This window comes from Paenibacillus tabacirhizosphaerae (assembly GCF_040812395.1).
GTDB lineage: Bacteria > Bacillota > Bacilli > Paenibacillales > NBRC-103111 > Paenibacillus_E.
The window spans coordinates 372,256-390,673 of sequence record NZ_JBFNXH010000003.1 but is presented as its reverse complement, the minus strand read 5'-3'; the positions used below and the strand labels follow the sequence as shown (position 1 = coordinate 390,673).

The following is an 18,418-nucleotide window of genomic DNA, read 5'->3' as shown; positions in this document are numbered from 1 at the left end:
CGTGTTTATTTTCAGAAGCGTCGTAGGTAAGCTGTGGTTGACAATTATTGGCCTGGTTGCGGTTGTACTGCTCATACTGGGCTTTTTTCTTGTCAATTATATGGAAAATTACTTCTCCCAAGCCAAGGATCAGAGAGATAACATGGAAAAGCTCGCTGTTCGCTTCTCCGATGAAGCATCGCGGCATATGTTTGACGATCAATTTTATTTGCTTAGCAATGAACTGCTCAGCTTTCAGGATGCGAGGATGCTGGTCATCATGAAGGATATGAAGGAAACAGTGCTTCCTCCTGTAGAGGGCAGCAATCTACCTTCGTATCACGCATTGGATTTCTTCACAGAGAATGAGCTTAAACAAGTATTTGCCGGACAGATTGCTTCGAAGCCGAATATCAATTCGGGCAGCGCCCGCTTTCGTGGAGGAACCGAATATCTGGTAGTGGCAGTACCTCTGAAAAGTCCCCAAGGTACGATTGTCGGCGCTACCCTCGTGTATCAATCTCTCCAATCATTCGAGGCGACGCAGAATTATATGCTCAAGCTATTTGTTTCTGTTTCGTTTGTTGGTTTCTTAATGACGACTTTTTTCGCTTTCTTTTTGTTTTCACGAATTACCCGTCCGCTTCAACAACTGAAGAAAGCAGCAGATTTAATTACGCACGGCGAATATGGGACGCGTGTTCCCATTCTGTCTAAGGATGAAATCGGTGAGCTGGCCAAGACATTTAACCATATGGGCGAGAAGCTCCAGGAGAGCATTAAGGCACTGAGTCAGGAAAAGGAACACCTTTCCAGCATTCTGCGAAGCATGACGGACGCTGTCATTACGTTAGACGCTGACGGATCTGTCATGCTGACGAATCCGCAAGGCGAGAAGATCGTTCAAGAGTGGAGCGCGATTGAATGGGCCGATGATGAAGGGATGGAGCGTTTCCGCAAGCCGGATACGTCGCTGGGCGACTGGGGGCTTACCAGCTTCAGAAATCCTTATTCCGAGCCGATTCCGGCTCCGCTAATACCGCTCTTTGAAGCGGTCGTAGACGAGTCCACGGAAGCCGCTTCAAAGCTGTACGTGCAGAATGGCGTCTGGTCTGTAGCCATGACGCCGCTGTATTCGCGTGAGCATGTACGGGGAGCCGTCGCCGTCCTGCGTGATGTCACGGAAGAGGAACGGCTCGACAAGCTGCGCAAAGACTTCGTAGCGAACGTGTCGCATGAGCTGCGCACGCCGCTCTCCATGCTGCAGGGCTACAGTGAAGCCCTGCTGGACGATATTGCCTCCACGCCGGAGGAGCGCAAGGAGCTGGCGCAGGTCATCCACGACGAGTCGCTGCGCATGGGGCGGCTCGTTAGAGATCTGCTTGATCTGGCCCGGATGGAAGCGGGCCATCTCGAGCTTTATTTCAGGGAGACGGAGGTCGACTCCCTGGTGAGGCGCATGCACCGTAAATTTACGGTGCTGGCCAAGGAGCGCGGCATTGCGCTTAGCGCTCAGCTGCCGGAGCAGCCGCTCATCCTCCAGCGGGGGGATGAGGATCGCCTTGAGCAGGTGCTGACCAACCTGCTCGACAATGCCTTCCGGCATACGGCGTCTGGGGCGCGTATTGCCGTTAAGGCGGAGCCGACGATTTATAAGGATATGCCGGCGATTCGTATTGAGGTCACGGATGAGGGGAAAGGGATTCCCGCCGAAGACCTGCCGTTTATATTCGAGCGCTTCTATAAGGCGGATAAAGCGCGGACACGCGGTTCTTCCGGCGGTACGGGGCTCGGGCTCGCCATTGTTAAGAATATCATTGACGCCCATCAAGGCAGCGTCACCGCTCAGAGCTCGTTGGGGCAAGGAACGACGTTCACCATTTTGCTGCCATGTGAGCATAAATGAGAATTGTGTAAATATTTCGACAAAAAGAAGAGGCGTTTGCTGGAGAAAGACTCAGCAAACGCCTCTATTTTGTAGAATATTCAAACAAAATCTTGTTGTTCGTGAAACACTTTAATTCTTAACAGCTATATGTTTCTTACAGGGTTACAGAGTAAGAGCTCGTACATTGACGATTTCAGCTAGTTTGGTCAGATCAGCCAGCACCTCGGCAGGAGCCGATTTGTCAATCGTCAGAACCATGATTGCTGAACCGCCGATTACTTTACGGCCTACTTGCATGGTGGCAATGTTGACTTCGTTGCTTCCGAGCAGAGTACCTACGCGGCCGATAATACCTGGCTTATCGTTATGGGAGATCAACAGCAGATTGCCTTCTGGAGCGAAGTCAACCGGGTATTGGTCGATACGCACGATGCGTTCGCCGAAACCTGCGAGCAATGTACCAGCAAGTGTTTTTTCTTCTTGCTTGGTTTTCACGGTTACTGTGACCAAGTTCGTGAAGCTGCTTGATATGTTGGAAGTTTGAACAACGATGTTCACACCGCGCGATTTAGCCAAATGCATAGCATTGATGATGTTAATGGACTCAAGTTGGTTCTGGAACACACCTTTGACGATGTAACGAGTCAATTGGCTGGTATCCACATCTACCAGATCACCGGCATAATTGATGACGATTTCCGAAACGGCACCTTGTGCGATTTGACCAAGGACGCTGCCGATTTTCTCGCCAAGGCCGAAGTAAGGCTGAAGCTTGCTCAGCACGTTTGCCGGAACCGGAGGCATGTTAACCGCATTTTTGAACGGCTCATTGCGCAGGATGTGAAGGACTTCCTCGGATACGTCAATCGCAACGTTTTCTTGGGCTTCAATTGTGGAAGCGCCAAGGTGAGGCGTTACAATTACTTTAGGGTTGTTCAAGAAAGGATGATCTTTTTGCGGAGGCTCCACTTCAAATACGTCGAAAGCAGCTCCAGCAACGATGCCTTGATCGATGGCTTCTACCAAAGCCATTTCATCAATAATACCGCCGCGTGCACAGTTTATGATGCGAATGCCTTTTCTCATGAGATCAAATTGCGGTTTGGAGATAAGATGGCGAGTTTCCGGCGTTAGCGGTGTATGCACGGTAATGAAATCCGCTTGTGCAGCAATTTCGTTCACCGTACCCAGTTTCACGCCCATTTTCTCAGCGCGCTCTTCCGTCAAGAAAGGGTCATAGCCAATAACGTTCATGCCGAATACTTTAGCGCGTTTGGCAACTTCGCTGCCGATACGGCCCATACCAAGGATACCAAGTGTTTTGTTGCGCAGCTCGACGCCGATAAATTTACGATCCCATTCGCCGCCGACTGTTTTTTTGTAAGCTTGTGGAATCATCCGAGCAGTCGACATCATCATCGCGAAAGTAAGCTCGCAAGTTGCAATCGTATTGCCGTCAGGAGCGTTAATGACAACAATGCCTCGTTTTGTTGCTGCTTCCAAATCAATATTGTCTACCCCGACACCGGCGCGTCCGATTACTTTCAGTTTACTTCCGGCATTCATAATCTTATCCGTTACTTTGGTTTGGCTGCGAACGAGCAGGGCGTCATAGTCGCCAATAATAGCCACGAGTTCATCTTCCGAGAGTCCGGATTGTTTAACAACCTCAACGTCGCTTGCATCGTAAAGCATTTGAATTCCCATGTCGCTGATTGGATCGGATACTAATACTTTAAACATAATAGTTTGCCTCCCTTGAGTTTGTGGAGCTGTACGGAGCAACATTGGCTGCGCAAGCCACCATTTCTTGTGATTGAACATAAAAAAAACTCCCAACCCCTCAGTTACAGACACTTATGTCTATAGCCAAAGGGACGAGAGATTGATTTCGTGGTACCACCCTAATTCGCTACCCGTTCGCACGGACAGCCTCAACGGTCTTATGACCTGGAACTGTAACGGGTTCCTATCCCGATTGCACCTACTGAATTCAATGCAATAACTCTGGAGTGCTCCGCAATCGTTAGCTGCCGATTCTCACCAACCATCGGCTCTCTGAAAGCTATTTTACTTGCTTGGCTCCGTCAACGCTTTACTGTATGATAGAATTTTTATAAGAGTAACATGGGTTTGAAGTGGTGTCAATACATGTCGAAGCATTTTCACAAGTAATCAGCTTGAAACCACCACGTTCGTTTTTCGCGCATTTCGTTATTTATTTTATAGTATGCGTTTGGAGAATGCAATGCTCAAAGGTTGATATTTCGTTGCTTTTTCGCTATTCTTCTTTTTAAATCGATGTACGCAAGCATGACGGAAAAAAGGGGGGGATACAAATGGAAATCGCAAGCATTCAACCGCATAAATTCCTTGAAGCATTGGAGCAAAATTTGTTGCAGGACAGCTTGATTGTTGATGTAAGAGAACCATATGAATGGGAGTACTACCATTTGGAGGAGGCTTTTTTACTACCCATGCAGCAAATCCCAAATCGTTTGGGGGAACTGCCGGGGGAGAAAGATATTTATGTTGTTTGCGCGCATGGTGTTCGGAGCTTTCATGTCGCGCAATTTCTGATGGAGAATGGATACCAGCGCGTAATCAATGTAGAAGGCGGTATGGCGGCTATCGGCATGCTGCGTGGCTTTCAATATGATTGAGATGACAAAAGCCGTGCGCCTGGGGCGCACGGCTTACTAATTAATTGACATCATAGAAGAAGGGAAGCTGTGGCAGCAATTCGTTGCCATACCATTTGGCTTTGCCTTTCACAAAATCCCCTGATCGGACAGCATTCGTGTTAAGCAGGAGATCCATCGTTTGATTGACGTCATTCACGTTCATTTTCTTCGCTTGCCCATTAGCGATGAATTCATCGATACGAATGGTTAAATCTTGCGGATAAAATGGCGTGAAAGCTTTGTTGTTCAGCAATTTGGTTGTTATGTAAAGATTTTTGACATTGACATTCATAGCCCGCCATTGATCCAGATTTGCATTGTTTTTGGGGTCGAATGCTTCTAAATCGTGATCCATCGTTCCGTTCCATACGACGATGGAATCGAAGTAGTCTTTTTGAGCTGTTAACGCCTGCATTTTTGCTTCTTGGAAGTAGGCGTCGCTGTCGATTGCCGCTACAAGCTGAGAAGCGCTCATTCCATTTGCTTTACTTTGGTAGCTTTTTAACGTATCGGCGAAAAGCTTAAGGCTTTTCAAGTAGCCTTGGTGGGCCTGCACAAGCAGCGGAGAAGACGCCGGCATATTTTTGCTGTGTAAGGCATTGTATTTCTCGTCAGCGAGTTTAGACAATTCTTTGAGAACAGCAGAGGCGTCAACCGACGAATTGCCGAGTTCAATTTGGTTCATTTGTTCGAACCATTTATTCTGAAATTCCCTAAAGGGTAAAAAGATGGTATGGTAATATGAGACCAAAACCTGTTGATCATAAGCCCCAATTTCTTGTGCCGCGGCTTTGTCTGCATGCATGATTTTGTCATATTTTTGATCCGATTTCTGACCTCCAATCTTCAAACCATAAAAAAAAGCGCCGAGTATACAAACAAGCATAAAGATGAACATGAGGGCAAATAAATAATCAGTGCGGGTCAGACGCTTATCCATAAATCAAGCTCCTTATTCTCTCTTTTTCTTTTAATAAGTATAGGTGAAATAGCCAGAAAAGGGAATATGTGAGGAAAAGAGGCAGCTTTCATGAGAAAATTTGATTTCAAGAATATTCGCTTCGGCAAAGTCGATTTGAACGACTTAAACGATCGGGCGCTACTGCTCAATTTATACATAACCCAGCTTCTAACACTTATTATCGGAATGATCATCGTTTTATTTCAGAGCAACAACAAGATTCTTTCTATATTTCAGATTAGCGGCGGATGGAAGATCCCGATTTGGGGTTGTTTGTTCGCCATTGTGGTACTGGGTGTTGATGTGCTTATATCCAGATGGATTCCCAAGGAAGTGTCTGATGACGGTGGAATTAATGAGATGCTGTTTGGCCGACGTGCCATTTGGCATATTGTTTTAATTTCTTTGATTGTCTCGATTTGCGAGGAATTGTTGTTTCGCGGCGCGCTGCAATATTGGTGGGGGCCTTACTGGACGAGCATTGTATTCGCGGCCATTCATATCCGTTATTTGCAGCATTGGCTTATGACAGGGATGGTATTCGGGATTAGTTATGGTCTCGGTTGGATTTATCAGCAAACAGGAAGTCTCTGGACGCCGATCATCGCCCATTTTATTATTGATGTAGTGATGGGCTGCATACTACGCTTTAGCAAGGAGGAAGAACAGACCTCATGAGAGTAGGAGAAAGGAAGAGCATGCGTTCGGCGCAAACAAACCAGGATGATGAAATAGACGATACATACTTGCCGCCCCGCAGAGCGATTCACCCTTCCGAACAGGGGAAATGGACACGAATTTTTTATTTAACGTTGCTCTGGTTATTTATTGTTCTCGTTGTAGGGTTGACGATTTGGGGGATTCGCTATTCATGACATCATCTAAAAGATGCCAGTCAAGCAAAGTTGTTTAACATCACTTAAGAAGCTATGATAGATTCATAGTTTCTTTTATTTTTGGGAGGGAACAGCCAGATGATATCCGTACAACGTTCAAAATGGTTTTTATTTTTCAAAATGGGTGCAATCATGTTTCTCTTATTATCCGGCATGATCTGGGCTGCGAAGCCTTCGTATGCGCTATCCTACGGATCCACGACGTATCCGAAAGGCAATGTTGGCATCTCAAGGCCAGACATTATGGCTACTATTTACTTAAGTGAAGGCAAGACGACGGAGAGCTATCATTTTTATTTAAATGGGAAAGAAGTTAAAGCGAGTTATGATCCAGTCTCGGTCAAATATGTGTACCGTCCGGAGAGTGATTTGCCCCCAGGGGACTATTCGGCAAGTCTGGTTTTCTCGTTTGAAGGTTATCAGCCAGTAAGTATTGACTGGAAGTTCACGATTTTACCTAACGCTACTGCGATATCTACAACGACGTCCAAAGAACAGCAGGATGGTTTGCGGGCAATTAATGATTATCGGGCTAAGCTGGGATTGTCAGCAGTCAAATTCAGTGATCCATTGAATACCGCGGCGCAAAAACATGCGGAATATTTAGCGCAAAATAAAATTGATCCGATAAGTAGTTCAGTGTCCATGCATGAGGAAGATGCTTCATTAGCTGGTTACTTCGGCAAAACGCTTGGTGATCGAATGCAGTATATTGGGTACTCGCGCTCGGGCAGTGAGGATGTGGCTTACAATCACTCGACACTCGTGGAAGCCATTGATAGCTTATTTGATGCTCCTTATCACCGTTCTCCGTTTATGGTACCTGGTCTCGTAGAAGTTGGCATATTCAAATCCGGAGATTTTCACGTCATTGAATTTGGTTATGCGGATGGCGTTTCTCCAGAGCTTGTGGTATCTCCAGGTAGCAATGATGTGTATGCCCCAACGGAATTCGACGGGCACGAAGACCCCGATCCACTTCGCCTTCATTCAGGAAATGAATATCCTGTTGGTTATCCGATCATGGCCACTGTCAATGGGCCAGGCGTCCAAAAGGTTAGCCTAGTGGAAGCTGAGCTAAAGGATGAGAGTGGAAGTGTTGTGCCGCTTCTGATCAATGCTCCGGATAAAGATGAGCATTTGGATACAGAAGTCATTCTGATTCCTGCAAAGCCGCTACGATTGGATACTACGTACAAAGCCAAAATTAAACTGACGGCTGCGATGAAGGATGGTAGTACAAGGCCGTTTGATAAAGAATGGAGCTTCCGCACAGAACCTAAATCAGGGCTTGGCGTCCTGAAGCTTCACAAAGACGCTGTGGCATATACGATGCAAATGGGTAATTTCGGCCTGAATCGAACGCACACAGTTACATTTGGTTTAAATGACGATGCTTACAAGCTGGATATGATCTCTTATCCGATGAATAAAAAGCCCTATATTTTAGATGGAACTTCATATCTATATATCCGGGATTTAGCAGCGGCATTGGGAGCGACAGTCGAATGGGACGATAAGCAGAAAGCGGCTATTTATAAAAAGAAAGATAAGACGATTATTTTTTATACGCAGCGCAATGCCTATTCAATTAATGGCGAGGAGCATGAGACAAACTCAGGAGCCAAATTGGTCAACGAAACAACGATGATCCCTGTCAGGCTGCTCTCGGAAACTTTGGGTGCAAAAGTCAGCTACGTTGAAAGCACACGTACCGTGATCATTAATTATTAATCGTAAAAGCAAGAGCCCTTCCAGCCAATTTAAGTTGGTTGAAAGGGCTCTTTTTTCTTATCTCATCTCAAGCTCTATGGCATTAGGATCAACAAAGGAATAGCCTTTTTCTTCGAGCTGGGTCAATAGTGTATCGAGGATTGAAACGGTCCAAGGCAGCTCATGCATTAAAATATTGCTGCCATTATGCAACTGCTTCATAACATTTTCAAGCACTTTATTCGGATCATTCTTTTTATTGGTCATTTCCCAGTCGAGGGAACCATTGGACCACGTCATGTAAAGCATATGTTTGTTTTTGATTTTTTCTTTTAAATAATCGTTGCCCGCACCAAACGGCGGACGGAAAAATTGCGGCTCTTGACCAATCAGGTCTTTGACAGCCTTTTGAACGTCATCGACTTGTTGATCGATTTTGGCATTATTCATATCCTTCAAATTATCATGATCCCATGCATGATTTCCAATGATTTGACCGCTGTCATGAATAAGTTTAACTAATTCAGGCTTCTGCTTGATGCGATAACCATTGAGGAAAAATATCGCCTTCGCATTATGCTTCTTCAGAGTAGCAATAAGCGCGGCGTTCATTTCCTGCTCTTTCGGTCCATCGTCGAATGTGAGCAGGACAACTTTTTTGTTGCCGCTTGGATCGTTGGGAACGATATCATAATTTTTGTTCATATGGTAGTCCTTTTTGACTTGTTCTGGCGCCCGGGTTGGAATCGGTGTCGGAACTGGCGTAGCTGTAGGCGTTGGACTGGGTGTTGCGGTTATTGCCGGTGCCTGACTGGCGGTTGCTGCAGGACTCGTCGTGGGCTTTCCTTGATTGCATGCTGTCAATAAACATACTGCGCAAACCAGAAGTAAACTTGCTTGTTTCATTTGAATTCTCCTGTCCTCTTCGATAGTTCTTGTGATAGTTCTTATTTCGGCCTGTTAGTATTTTACCATATTTCTCGACGAACATATCTCCTTTGTTTTCCTATGAGTACGAGCGTATGCAGGTCATGAATCTGCACAAGCTAATCTTGATTCAAACTACTTGACATGGAGGGAGACCAAATGAAAATTGGTACATTTTTACTTGGTGGCATAGCAGGTGCAGCGGCGGTCATTTATTTGAATCGCAAAAGCAAATCCATGATGCTGTCCGCATTCAGTTCTTCAAGTGAATCAGTGGGCAAAGTCATGGACAAAGCCAGGGACAAATTTGTAAGTAAAACCTTCAAAGATTCATCCATTGATTCATCGGCCAAAAGTTATTCGAGTGCAAGTTCTGGCAGCGCCGGAGGCCTTAGCCAAGTAGAAAAAATCGTCAAGGAAGACCCTGGTTTAAAGTCAACCGTCAATGAAATATTGCAGGAAAATGAGAAAACCACCGCAACCATTCAATAAACATAAGGCACAAGCACAGTCAGGCTTACCTACGGGGCCTGCTGTGTTTTTTTTATTTATATAGAACTTCCGCGTGCATTTATCAAGAATAAGTGTTAACATGAAAGGTGAAAACGTCAGGGGATGCAAGTCCATTTCGTTTTCAACGACTCACCTTTTTCTTTTTTCAGTCATATTCTGTTTTAATAAGGTGAACATGCTAATGATGATAGCTTTTCTTCGAAAAGCTCAGTAGCGCTTACGATGCAAGCTTTCCAATCGGAAAGCTCTAAGGAGGATCCTATCATGAAAATTGAACGCTTAAGTCAGGATAAGATACGGATTTTCCTAACATTCGATGACTTAACTGAACGCGGAATTCAAAAGGACGATATGTGGAGAGAGATTCCGAAAGTACACGAGCTTTTCAGCGAAATGATGGACCAGGCTTACTCTGAACTCGGATTTGACCCATCCGGCCCCCTTGCAGTCGAAGTATTCGCGTTGCCGGCACAAGGAATGGTAGTTATTGTAACGAGAGGCAAGCTTGATTTATATGCGAACTCCGACGCTTATGACGAACATGAGGCTGAAGAAGTGTACGAAATGGAAGTCACGCTTGAACAGAGCGATTTGATCTCCTATGCTTTCCGTGATTTTGAAGATCTGCTTCGCGTTTCTAAAGTAATTAATCCGCTTTTGATGGAAGGCGGTACATTGTATTCCTATAAAGGGAAATATATTTTACAACTCGAGCCTGTTGAGCTGGAGGATTCCAAATATCAGGCGCTTATTGCGGTGCTGTCGGAATTCGGTGAAGCCGCTTCAGTCACTCCAGCCGTTCTCGAAGAGTATGGAAAAACAATCATTGCCGACGATGCGGTGAAGGTGCTTTGTCACCATTTTCGTTAAGTCGTTGCAGCATGCAGTTAAATGAAACAAGCATCTCTCAAAAACTTCCGTTTTTGCAGGATGCTTTTTTTCGTTGTGTACAATAGTGAAAGAGATGTGCCTGTATCGGCAACTGTTGATTAGGACTGGTTTTTGTTCTAATGCCCACGACAGATGTTGCGAGAGGCTTCTTTGTATTTCTCCCATTCATAGCGCCGTATAGAATACTTAACCAGCGAACAAGCTAAAGCAACACGTTTGTACAGGGTGAGACAGCCCGGTTTGTTTCCATGACCATGATCCAACAATTAATTTGCCTAGAGGTGCATCTAATGTCGCATACAGAAAATTTAAATGTGCTCCAAGCGACTCAATCTGTTGTTCATGAGGCGCTCAAAAGACTGGGCTATCCGGAAGAAATGTATGAGCTGCTGAAGGAGCCGCTGCGAGTGCTGACTGTGCGCATTCCTATTCGAATGGATGACGGGGCCGTAAAAGTATTTACAGGCTATAGGGCTCAGCATAATGATGCGGTAGGTCCAACCAAAGGCGGAGTGCGCTTTCATCCAGCTGTTACCGAAGACGAAGTGAAGGCTTTATCGATCTGGATGAGCCTAAAGTGCGGCATTTCCGACTTGCCCTATGGCGGAGGCAAGGGCGGCATTATTTGCGATCCTCGTGAAATGTCTTTTCGTGAACTGGAGCGATTAAGCCGTGGGTATGTGAGAGCGATCAGTCAACTGGTGGGACCAGCCAAAGATATTCCGGCGCCGGACGTTATGACGAATTCCCAAATCATGGCTTGGATGATGGATGAATACAGTCGGATTCGAGAGTACGATTCACCGGGATTCATTACGGGTAAACCCATCGTTCTCGGTGGCTCGCATGGACGTGAGACAGCGACAGCCAAAGGTGTTACGATTATGATCGATTTCGCCCTGCAGAAGAAAAACATACAGTTGAAAGATGCGAGGGTTGTCATCCAAGGTTTCGGCAATGCGGGAAGTTATTTGGCAAAGTTCTTGCATGAAGCCGGAGCAAGAGTGATCGGAATATCAGACGTGCATGGAGGTTTATATAATCCGGATGGATTGGATATCGACTATTTGCTAGATCGTCGTGATTCATTCGGAACGGTCACGAACCTGTTTAAAAACACGCTGACAAATAAAGAAATTCTTGAACAGGAGTGCGATATTCTCGTGCCGGCTGCGATTGAGAATCAGATTACTTCGGACAATGCGGACCGGATAAAAGCGAAGATTATCGTGGAGGCAGCGAACGGTCCGACGACATTAGAAGCGACGAAAATTTTAACGGATAAAGGCGTGCTTATTGTGCCGGACGTGCTTGCGAGCAGTGGCGGGGTCATTGTTTCTTATTTTGAGTGGGTTCAAAATAATCAAGGGTATTACTGGACGGAAGCTGAAGTTCATGCCAAACTGCAAATTGTCATGGAAAAGTCGTTTGAAAATGTCTATAATATTCATAGCACTCGTGGAGTCGATATGAGACTAGCTGCCTATATGGTTGGTGTGCGCAAGATGGCGGAAGCGTCCCGTTTCCGCGGTTGGGTCTAATCGTAGCAATGGATTGAAATTTGAGCAAAAGGGGGAGCTATGCATGCAAATACTGCCGATTATTTTGGCAGCAGTAGCCCCGGGTCTCTCTCTGCTTGCATACTTTTATTTGAAAGATCGTTATGAAACCGAACCGATTCATTTGGTCATTCGAATGTTCCTATTCGGCGTTCTTCTGGTGTATCCGACAATGGTACTGCAGCATTCTTTTATTGAAGAGATTGGCGAAGGCACATTTACATCTGCATTTTTCTTATCCGGTGGAATTGAAGAGTTTCTAAAATGGTTTGTATTGTACCATCTCATTTACCGGCATGCGTCCTTTGACGAGCCTTACGATGGGATCGTATATGCGGTTTCAGTCAGCTTGGGCTATGCAACATTAGAAAATATTATTTATGCATTCTTGAACGCGTCCTCTTTCTCAGCTTTGATGATTCGCGCTCTGTTGCCTGTTTCGGGGCATGCCCTTTTCGGTGTGATGATGGGTTACTATATGGGCAAAGCCAAGTTTTCGCCACAAAGGTCGCAAAGATACCTATGGTTCTCTTTACTGCTGCCTATCGTATGGCATGGGCTTTTCGACTATATTCTGCTTATTGCTAAATCGTATTGGTTCTGGATTATGATTCCGGTCATGTCTTACCTCTGGATACGTACGATTTGGCGGGTTGATCGAGCGAATGCGCGTTCGCCACTGCGCATGGCCGCGACGGATGAGAAGATTAAAGTAGGCTGAAATTGGTCATAATGGACAGTAACAGGGCGATTCTAACGAAATCTGCCGGGAAACAGCCGGGAGGGTGTACATGTCCACAACACGAGTAAAAGTGACAATCCGCTGTAAACAGTGCGGAGAACGGTTTGTGCTGAAAGGCAAAAAGGAAAAAGGAAAAATTGAAACCGGATTTCGTCAATGCATCTGCAGCAATGAGCATGATTTTGACGTTGACACCGATGATTGAGAAGGCCCATTCTTATCGAATTGGCCTTTTTTCATTGTCATTTTTGTATGCATAAACCTTTGTTTCCAAGCAAAAACTAATGCTAATCTTAACGGAAATGAAAGGAGAGTCATCTTGTGTACAAAAGATTAAGTATTGTCATGTTCCCATTCCTCGTGCTCGCTGTTATTGGCGCATCCGTATGGGGGTATTTGGAACACCAGGAGAAGAATACGATTCTCATCAAGGCCGAAAATCAATATCAACGTGCCTTCCATGATCTTTCTTTCCATGTGGACAAACTCCAGACTGAATTAGGCAATACGTTGGCTGTGAACACTGCGTCAGAGCCCTCCTATCGCAAAGGACTGGTGAATGTATGGAGGCTCACGAGTCAGGCCCAAAATGATATTAATCAATTGCCGCTTTCACTGCTTCCCTTTAACAAAACGCAAGATTTTTTAGCGAATATGGCCAACTTCTCTTACCGCATGTCTGTTCGGGATATGACGAAACAGCCATTGAATGAGCAAGAGGTGAAGACATTAACTGCTTTATATGACCACTCCAAAGATATTACGACGGAGCTTCGAGGGGTACAGTCCAAAGTCATCACGAATAATTTGCGATGGATGGATGTAGAGACCGCTTTAGTCTCCCAGAATGAAGTGCATGATAATGCAATTATCGATGGGTTCTCAACCGTTGATAAAAAAGTCGGAGCCTATGAGGAAATGAATTGGGGACCAGGAAATCTTAGTATTTTTTCGAAAAATGATGTCAAAATGCTGTCTGGCGAAGAAATGACGGCGGATTCCGTCAAGCAAAAGGCTGCTCAATTCTTAGGAACTACGGATACAGCCCAGATGAAGGTTATTGAAAATGGGAATGCCGGACCGGAATATCAGAGCTTTAGTGTCGTTGTACCTGGAGTTGGCGGCACTGAGGGCGACATTCAAATGGACTATACAAAAAAAGGCGGCCATCTCATTTATTTCATGAAGCCGCGCAATGTGCCGGCAACGAAATTCGATCTTCGCCAGGCCAGAGATGTTGCCAATGAATTTCTGGATCAGCACGAATACAAGGATATGAGCGCTGTTAGTTATAATCAATATCAGAATACGGCCAACATCATTTTTGCTAAACGTGAAAAAGAGATCACGATTTATCCGCAGCAAGTAAGTGTGATGGTAGCTCTGGATAATTTGGAGGTCACAGGGGTTCAGGCTACCGACTATGTGTTCGGTCAAAAACAGCGGAACTTGGGGGCGGCTCCAAAGGTAAGCGTTGAAGAAGCGCGTAAGACATTAAGCAAGACCATGGAAGTAACCAGCCAGTCGCTTGCGATCATCAAAAATGACTTGGATGAGGAAGTGCTTTGTCACGAGTTCATCGGTAAAATGAATGGAAATCTATATCGGGTCTATGTGAATGGAGATTTGGGCACAGAGGAGAAAATCGAAAATATCCGTCCGGAACAGGCGGCTGAAGCTGAGAAAAAACAATGAAAAACGAGAAGCGGGATTTTCTCCTTGCTTCTTTTTTTACTTTCTTAAATATTTTGTCGTGGTATAATCGTTGAAGTAGTGTTAAAGCACTATAAATGGTCATATTATGTCGGAGGTGCAGACATTGCTTCCAAAGGTTAACGAAATTTTACATTTACAAGTAAATTCAATTGACGATGAAGAAACAGCGGTTGAATACAAGTCTAGAATTGCCGACATTACGGCTACAGCGATTGTCATCGAGGTTCCTCTCAATGAGAAAACAGGTCGCTTGAAGAAGCTTTATATGGGGGATGAGCTGAGTACATACTTTTTGGCTCAAGGTGGCGTGAAGCATTACTTCACAACTTCAGTAACAGGTTTCAGGGAAGATGTGATTCGATTAGTTGAGCTTAAAATTCCCGAACCTGAGTCTATTACGCAGGTCCAACGCAGAAGCTTCCTAAGAGTGCTGGCTGAGCTTGAAATTGCTGTGAAATTATCGGATCACATCCAATTCGTTGCGATTACCGAAGATGTAGGCGGCGGTGGCATATCCTTTATTTGCGAAGGGCACATTCTTCTGGGCGTACAAGTGCCAATATCATGTTGGGTTCTTGTACCTTTCAAAAATGGCGTGATTGAGCATGTTCAGTTAAAAGGGGAGATCGTCCGTGTGAAAAAGTTGGAAACCGGCAAACAGCTGGCCATGGTCCGGTTCGTTGATATTACGGACAGAGACCGTCAGAAGCTGATTCGCTTTTGTTTCGACAGACAAATGGATTTTCGCAAAAGATAAGCGCATGAGACACGCGCCATTTGGGTATACTACAAGGCAAAACTAGCGATGCAAGCAGGTGAGACTATCATGCCTTCAGATCAAGAGCGTCAAACATACGAGCAGCTGTTTATTCTCTTCTCCACTAAAGTGGAGAAGGTAATCATTCGAGCGACGCTCGTCTTTTTTATTTTACTAATTAGTGCCCAAGCCTTATTGCAAATTCCATACATACGGAGTCATTTTACACGTGTGGAGCCCCTGGAGGGCAAGCCCTATCCACGGCCTCAAGACCCTTAGGTCGGCTCATCTTAGACAGGTTGCTTCTACTTGGGAAGATCATTCCTAGTTTTGCATATGCTCTGGTAGTGTGCTATAATTTTCTTAATTAGCAGGCAGTGCCTGCTTTTTTGTTCGTAAGGTATTGTTAGGAGGAACTGCAGCTTGGATAAGTTCAATATTGCCATAGATGGTCCTGCTGGAGCCGGTAAAAGCACCATTGCACGGCTGGTTGCCGGAGCGCTTGGTTTTGTTTACGTGGATACAGGGGCTATGTATCGTGCAGTAACGTGGAAAGTACAGCAAGAAGGGCTGCGTCCTGATCAAGAAACAGAAGTTGCGGCTTTAGCCAATCGTATGCGCATCGAGTTGATTCCGCGAGCCGACGGGCAACAAGTCATCGTGGATGGCATCGATGTCACCAAAGACATTCGTACAACAGCCATTACTGATGATGTTTCCCAAGTTGCAAGCATCGGTGCCATTCGGCAGCTTTTGGTCACCCTGCAGAAGCAAATGGCGGCCGCTAAAGGCATCGTGATGGATGGGCGAGACATTGGCACGCATGTTATTCCTGACGCTGAAATCAAGATTTTCCTTACGGCCAGCGTTACGGAACGGGCAGAACGCCGATTCAAAGAAATGCAAAGCAGCGGAACCTGCACGATGACGCTGGCGCAATTGGAACAAGATATTGCACGCCGCGATCAGATGGATCAGGAAAGAGAAATTTCTCCGCTGAGACGTGCACACGACGCTATTTTAATGGACAGCACAGCGATGACAATTGAAGAAGTCGTGGACGAAATTCTTGGGCTTTGCAAAGACAAAGTCGGAGGTGGCAAATAAGATGCTGTACCGCATCGGTCGAGCCATATTTCGTTTTATTTTTACGCTCTTTTTTGGACTTCGCGCAATTGGCACCGAGAATGTTCCATCAACTGGAGCGGTTGTGCTTTGCGGCAACCATACCAGTCTTTGGGATCCGCCACTACTAGGAACGCCGCTCAAACGGAAAGTTCATTTCATGGCCAAAGCGGAGCTGTTCGACATTCCGGTTGTTGGAACTGTAATTTCGAAGGTTGGAGCGTTTCCTGTGAAGCGTGGTGGCGTTAGCAAGGAATCGATTCGCCTTGCCATACAATTGCTCAAAGATGGCAATATGATGGGCGTTTTCCCGGAGGGGACACGCAGTAACGCAGGCGGTATGGGGAAGAAAGGTGCAGCCAGTCTTGCATTGAAGGCAGGTGCAGCCGTCGTTCCGGTAGCTATAATAGGCAATTACTCCTTGTTTCGCCCGATGACGATCGTCTATGGTAAACCGCTTGATTTGAGTGCGTTCACGAGTGGAAGTTCAGAGGATTTGGAATTGGCAACAGAAACAATCATGAAAGAAATTCGCAAGATCCATGCCAACCATAGCAAAGGCTGAGACCTTGCATGTATGGAAACGAAAGCTTGGAATTATACTACTCTTAAGCGAATGGAAGTTTTTAGTTTGAAACAGAGGAGATGCTTTGGTTAGCAGCTGCTTTGTGACTTATAAATGATTTATTGTTGGTTGCAAATAGAGGAGGGTAAACCCATGTCAGAAGATGTAAACGTTCAAGATCAAAATCAAGAAATTCAAGAAGCTCAAGAAACTGCCGTATCGCAAGCAGAAGCAGAGCAAGCACTTAATAATGTTGCTGTGCTGAAGAAAGGCGCTACCGTTAAAGGTAAAATCGTTAAGGTAGATGCAGATCAAGCGTTCGTTGATATCGGATACAAATACGATGGTGTTATTCCTGTTCGCGAGCTTTCTTCCGTAGCTTTGGAAGATGCCGGCCAAGCGGTTCAAATCGGTCAAGAGGTTGAATTGAAAGTGGTAACTATCAATGATGCGAAAGAAACACTGGTTCTTTCCAAACGCGTCGTGGACAGCGAAAAGGCTTGGGAAACTTTGCAAGGCCAATTGGACAGCAAAGAAATCATTGAAGCAACAGTCGCGGAAGTTGTTAAAGGCGGACTCGTCGTGGATATCGGCGTACGCGGTTTCGTGCCTGCTTCCATGGTGGAGCGTCAATTCGTTGAAGATTTCTCCTCGTACAAAGGCCGCACATTGCGTCTTCGTGTGAAAGAAATCGATCGTGAGAAAAACAAAGTCATCCTTTCTCAAAAAGATGTGTTGGATGAAGAATTCGAAGCGAACAAAAAGAAAATCATCGAAGGTCTGCAAGTAGGTCAAGTGCTTGACGGTACGGTTCAACGCTTAACTCAATTCGGGGCGTTCATTGATATCGGCGGCATTGATGGTCTGGTACATATTTCCGAAATGGCTTGGCACCATGTAGAACAAGCATCGGATGTTGTTAAAGAAGGAGATCAAGTGAAAGTGCAAATTCTGAAACTTGACTCTGCAAACGAAAAAATCAGCCTGAGCATCAAAGCTACCCAAGAAGGTCCTTGGTCCAAAGTGGATCGCGAATTCAAAGCTGGCGATATCGTGACAGGTACGGTAAAACGTCTGGCTGCATTCGGCGCTTTCGTTGAAGTAGCACCAGGTGTAGAAGGTCTTGTGCATATTTCCCAAATTGCGCACCGTCACATTGGCACACCTCATGAAGTGTTGAAAGAAGGCCAAGAAGTTCAAGTGAAAATCTTGGAAATCAACACGGGCGAGAAGCGCGTTAGCTTGAGCATCAAAGAAACAGAAGAAGCTCCAGAAGCTCCGGCGGCAGCAGCTGCGAAACCAGAAAGAGAAAGACAACCACGCGGCGATCGTGATCGTGGCAACAGCGCGAGTCATCAAAAAGAGATTGCTGGCAATGAAAACGTATCTTTGAGCAATCAAGGTTTGTCCTTGACACTTGGAGAGCGTTTCGGAGATAAACTTTCCAAATTCAAATAAGTAATCATGAATACAGCATACTACGAAGCTAGCTTTCAACAGGA

The 18,418-nt window shown here is 45.5% G+C and carries 19 protein-coding genes and 1 other annotated feature; of the genes, 16 read left to right on the top strand and 3 right to left on the bottom strand.

Annotated features, from left to right (window positions below; all coding sequences use genetic code 11):
* Nucleotide 1: 1 nt before the first annotated feature.
* Entirely contained in the window at nt 2–1,885 is a 1,884-nt protein-coding gene (locus tag ABRS97_RS07580) for an ATP-binding protein (RefSeq protein WP_367812555.1), read from the top strand.
* Nucleotides 1,886–2,029: 144 nt separating this feature from the next.
* On the opposite strand, the gene serA is transcribed toward ABRS97_RS07580, so the two are convergent.
* The gene (serA, locus tag ABRS97_RS07575) at nt 2,030–3,610 is read right to left on the bottom strand and encodes a phosphoglycerate dehydrogenase (RefSeq protein WP_367812553.1); all 1,581 of its coding nucleotides are present in this window, start codon (nt 3,608–3,610) and stop codon (nt 2,030–2,032) included.
* 127 nt (nt 3,611–3,737) lie between these two features.
* Nucleotides 3,738–3,967 (bottom strand) — a binding site (T-box leader).
* Nucleotides 3,968–4,206: 239 nt separating this feature from the next.
* Here serA and ABRS97_RS07570 point away from each other — a divergent pair.
* Nucleotides 4,207–4,530: a rhodanese-like domain-containing protein gene (locus ABRS97_RS07570; protein WP_367812551.1), complete on the top strand. Its 324-nt coding sequence runs from the start codon at nt 4,207–4,209 to the stop codon at nt 4,528–4,530.
* A gap of 40 nt (nt 4,531–4,570) precedes the next feature.
* On the opposite strand, the gene ABRS97_RS07565 is transcribed toward ABRS97_RS07570, so the two are convergent.
* Nucleotides 4,571–5,491 carry a hypothetical protein gene (locus ABRS97_RS07565; protein ID WP_367812550.1) on the bottom strand — a complete coding sequence of 307 codons (921 nt, stop codon included), beginning with the start codon at nt 5,489–5,491 and terminating at the stop codon, nt 4,571–4,573.
* Nucleotides 5,492–5,581: 90 nt separating this feature from the next.
* Between ABRS97_RS07565 and ABRS97_RS07560 the strand changes: the two genes are divergently transcribed.
* The 3 genes from ABRS97_RS07560 to ABRS97_RS07550 all read left to right on the top strand — a co-directional run bounded on the left by ABRS97_RS07560 (nt 5,582) and on the right by ABRS97_RS07550 (nt 8,142).
* Nucleotides 5,582–6,190 carry a CPBP family glutamic-type intramembrane protease gene (locus ABRS97_RS07560; protein WP_367812548.1) on the top strand — a complete coding sequence of 203 codons (609 nt, stop codon included), beginning with the start codon at nt 5,582–5,584 and terminating at the stop codon, nt 6,188–6,190.
* Nucleotides 6,187–6,387, top strand: coding sequence for a hypothetical protein (locus ABRS97_RS07555; RefSeq protein ID WP_367812546.1), 201 nt, complete (start codon nt 6,187–6,189; stop codon nt 6,385–6,387). The genes ABRS97_RS07560 and ABRS97_RS07555 overlap by 4 nt, the downstream gene beginning before the upstream one ends.
* Before the next feature lie 99 nt (nt 6,388–6,486).
* Entirely contained in the window at nt 6,487–8,142 is a 1,656-nt protein-coding gene (locus tag ABRS97_RS07550) for a stalk domain-containing protein (RefSeq protein ID WP_367812544.1), read from the top strand.
* A gap of 57 nt (nt 8,143–8,199) precedes the next feature.
* Here the strand turns inward: ABRS97_RS07550 and ABRS97_RS07545 are convergent, their stop codons facing one another.
* Nucleotides 8,200–9,027: a polysaccharide deacetylase family protein gene (locus ABRS97_RS07545; RefSeq protein WP_367812542.1), complete on the bottom strand. Its 828-nt coding sequence runs from the start codon at nt 9,025–9,027 to the stop codon at nt 8,200–8,202.
* 180 nt (nt 9,028–9,207) lie between these two features.
* On the opposite strand from ABRS97_RS07545, the gene ABRS97_RS07540 reads away from it, so the two are divergent.
* The 11 genes from ABRS97_RS07540 (at nt 9,208) to rpsA (ending at nt 18,374) form a co-directional block, all read left to right on the top strand.
* Nucleotides 9,208–9,540, top strand: a complete 333-nt coding sequence (locus tag ABRS97_RS07540) for a hypothetical protein (RefSeq protein ID WP_367812540.1) — start codon at nt 9,208–9,210, stop codon at nt 9,538–9,540.
* A gap of 285 nt (nt 9,541–9,825) precedes the next feature.
* A complete protein-coding gene (locus tag ABRS97_RS07535; protein ID WP_367812538.1) occupies nt 9,826–10,431 on the top strand; it encodes a genetic competence negative regulator in 606 nt (201 codons plus the stop codon).
* Between the two features lie 311 nt (nt 10,432–10,742).
* Complete coding sequence (locus ABRS97_RS07530) at nt 10,743–11,993, top strand: Glu/Leu/Phe/Val family dehydrogenase (RefSeq protein ID WP_367812536.1); 1,251 nt, start codon at nt 10,743–10,745, stop codon at nt 11,991–11,993.
* Between the two features lie 43 nt (nt 11,994–12,036).
* Nucleotides 12,037–12,732: a glutamic-type intramembrane protease PrsW gene (prsW, locus tag ABRS97_RS07525; protein ID WP_367812534.1), complete on the top strand. Its 696-nt coding sequence runs from the start codon at nt 12,037–12,039 to the stop codon at nt 12,730–12,732.
* 70 nt (nt 12,733–12,802) lie between these two features.
* On the top strand, nt 12,803–12,958 hold the full coding sequence (locus ABRS97_RS07520; RefSeq protein WP_367812532.1) for a hypothetical protein: 156 nt from the start codon (nt 12,803–12,805) through the stop codon (nt 12,956–12,958).
* A gap of 116 nt (nt 12,959–13,074) precedes the next feature.
* The gene (ypeB, locus tag ABRS97_RS07515) at nt 13,075–14,448 is read left to right on the top strand and encodes a germination protein YpeB (RefSeq protein ID WP_367812531.1); all 1,374 of its coding nucleotides are present in this window, start codon (nt 13,075–13,077) and stop codon (nt 14,446–14,448) included.
* Between the two features lie 115 nt (nt 14,449–14,563).
* Nucleotides 14,564–15,226 carry a flagellar brake protein gene (locus ABRS97_RS07510; RefSeq protein ID WP_367812873.1) on the top strand — a complete coding sequence of 221 codons (663 nt, stop codon included), beginning with the start codon at nt 14,564–14,566 and terminating at the stop codon, nt 15,224–15,226.
* Between the two features lie 69 nt (nt 15,227–15,295).
* The gene (locus ABRS97_RS07505; RefSeq protein WP_367812529.1) at nt 15,296–15,505 is read left to right on the top strand and encodes a hypothetical protein; all 210 of its coding nucleotides are present in this window, start codon (nt 15,296–15,298) and stop codon (nt 15,503–15,505) included.
* A gap of 144 nt (nt 15,506–15,649) precedes the next feature.
* The gene (gene cmk, locus ABRS97_RS07500) at nt 15,650–16,333 is read left to right on the top strand and encodes a (d)CMP kinase (RefSeq protein ID WP_367812527.1); all 684 of its coding nucleotides are present in this window, start codon (nt 15,650–15,652) and stop codon (nt 16,331–16,333) included.
* 1 nt (nt 16,334) lies between these two features.
* A complete protein-coding gene (locus tag ABRS97_RS07495) occupies nt 16,335–16,916 on the top strand; it encodes a lysophospholipid acyltransferase family protein (RefSeq protein ID WP_367812525.1) in 582 nt (193 codons plus the stop codon).
* A 153-nt stretch (nt 16,917–17,069) separates the two neighbouring features.
* Nucleotides 17,070–18,374: a 30S ribosomal protein S1 gene (gene rpsA, locus ABRS97_RS07490; protein ID WP_367812524.1), complete on the top strand. Its 1,305-nt coding sequence runs from the start codon at nt 17,070–17,072 to the stop codon at nt 18,372–18,374.
* Nucleotides 18,375–18,418 lie beyond the last annotated feature (44 nt).